At 64.0% G+C, this 1,986-nt stretch carries 2 protein-coding genes; one reads left to right on the forward strand and one right to left on the reverse strand.

Annotated elements, in window-relative coordinates; all coding sequences use genetic code 11:
* Positions 1 to 367: 367 nt before the first annotated feature.
* Positions 368 to 1,369: an NADP-dependent oxidoreductase gene (locus DMX11_RS25745; RefSeq protein WP_110748636.1), complete on the reverse strand. Its 1,002-nt coding sequence runs from the start codon at positions 1,367 to 1,369 to the stop codon at positions 368 to 370.
* A 176-nt stretch (positions 1,370 to 1,545) separates the two neighbouring features.
* Here DMX11_RS25745 and DMX11_RS25750 point away from each other — a divergent pair.
* Positions 1,546 to 1,986: SDR family NAD(P)-dependent oxidoreductase (locus DMX11_RS25750; RefSeq protein ID WP_146230386.1), on the forward strand; the 441-nt coding region annotated here is incomplete at its 3' end.

Below are 1,986 nucleotides of genomic sequence, written 5' to 3' on the forward strand. Positions count from 1 at the left end.
CATCTCTACCGCCGTACCCTTACGAAGCCACCCCGCATGGCATGCGGTTGCGCAATGGCCGGGTGTGTTTGGCGTGGGTTTAGGGTGTGGCAGAAATCGAGCGCCGCCCGCGCGGCGCATCGCGAGCTGCGCTCGCTCCTACATTTGTTTCGGGCCAGTCACGCCTGTGACAGGCGCGCGCGACCGCCTTGTTTGTACGACGCAATATCGCGACATGCGCCAAGGCGTACGCGCGCAAATCCCCCAGGAATAACTGGCCAGAAACAACCGTAGGAGCGAGCGCAGCTCGCGATGCGCCGCGCGGGCGGCGCTCGATCTCACAGGCGCCACACCTCGCAAGGCATGCACCCTCAAACCCACCCCCCAATCAAACCTTCAACACCAACTTGCCAAAGTTCTCCCCACTGAACAGCTTCAACAACGTCTCGGGGAACGTCTCCAGCCCGTCCACCACATCCTCCTTGCTCTTCACCTGCCCGCTGGCCAGCCAGCCGGCAATTTCCAGCGCGGCCTTGCCGTAGTCCTTGGTGTAATCCATCACCACAAAGCCTTCCATGCGCGCGCGGTTAACCAGCAGCGACAGGTAGTTGGCGGGGCCTTTCACCGCTTCCTTGTTGTTGTACTGGCTGATTGCGCCGCAAATCACAATGCGTGCCTTGAAGTTGATGCGGGTCAGCACCGCATCGAGGATGTCGCCGCCGACGTTGTCGAAGTACACGTCCACGCCTTTTGGGCATTCGCGCTTCAAGCCGGCCAGCACGTCTTCGGCCTTGTAGTCGATCACCCCGTCAAAGCCCAGTTCGTCCACCAGGTACTGGCATTTTTCGGCCCCGCCGGCAATGCCGACCACGCGGCAGCCCTTGAGCTTGGCAATCTGCCCGACAATGCTGCCCACCGCGCCGGCCGCGCCGGAAACCACCACGGTGTCGCCGGCCTTGGGCTGGCCGACGTCAAGCAGGGCGAAGTAGGCAGTCATGCCGGTCATGCCCAGCGCCGACAGGTAGCGCGGCAGCGGTGCCAGCTTGGGGTCGATCTTGTGCAGGCCCTGGGGCTCGCCAGTGAAGTAGTCCTGCACCCCAAGGGCGCCGCTGACATGGTCGCCCGGCGTGTAGGCGGGGTGGTTGGAGGCAACCACTTCGCCCACCCCAAGGGCACGCATCACCTGGCCCAGGGCTACGGGCGGGATGTACGACTTGCCTTCGTTCATCCAGCCGCGCATGGCCGGATCCAGCGACAGGTACAGGTTGCGCACTAGCACCTGGCCTTCGCCGGGCTGTTCGGCAGGTACGCGCTCGAACGTGAAGTCGTCACGGCGCACGGCGCCGACGGGGCGCTTGGCCAGCAGGAAGCGGCGGTTGGTCTGGGTCATGGCGGGTCCTTGTGGGCAGTGGAGGGAGTCAGGCGTTCAATCTACCTTGTTGATGTAGGCAGGTCCTTAACATCACTGACAAGCATGGTAGCCCAACCGTTGGTGTGATGATGCTGCCCGGCCAGGCGGCGGCTGACTATGCTCAGCACCCCACCCTACCGTCACTGGAGCACGCGATGAGCATGACCTTTTCTGGCCAGGTAGCCCTGGTTACCGGTGCTGCCGCCGGCATTGGCCGGGCGACCGCCTTGGCTTTCGCCCGCGAGGGCTTGAACGTGGTGGTGGCCGACCTTGACCCGGTGGGTGGCGAGGCGACCGTGGAGCAGATCCAGGCCGCGGGCGGTGAAGCGTCGTTCATTGCCTGTGATGTTACCCGCGACGCTGAGGTGCGCCAGCTGCACGAGCGGCTGATTGCGGCGTATGGCCGGCTGGACTACGCCTACAACAACGCGGGTATCGAGATAGAGCAGAGTCGCCTGGCCGAAGGCAGTGAGGCCGAGTTCGATGCGATCATGGGCGTGAACGTGAAGGGTGTCTGGCTGTGCATGAAGTACCAGTTGCCGTTGCTGATGGCCCGGGGGGGCGGGGCAATCGTCAATACCGCGTCGGTAGCGGGG

The sequence above is a fragment of the Pseudomonas sp. LB-090624 genome (assembly GCF_003205205.1).
Lineage (GTDB): Bacteria > Pseudomonadota > Gammaproteobacteria > Pseudomonadales > Pseudomonadaceae > Aquipseudomonas.

Coding starts and splice junctions, on each gene's coding strand:
- DMX11_RS25745 (WP_110748636.1), bottom strand. CDS start 1,369: ATGACCCAGACCAACCGCCGCTTCCTGCTGGCCAAGCGCCCCGTCGGC.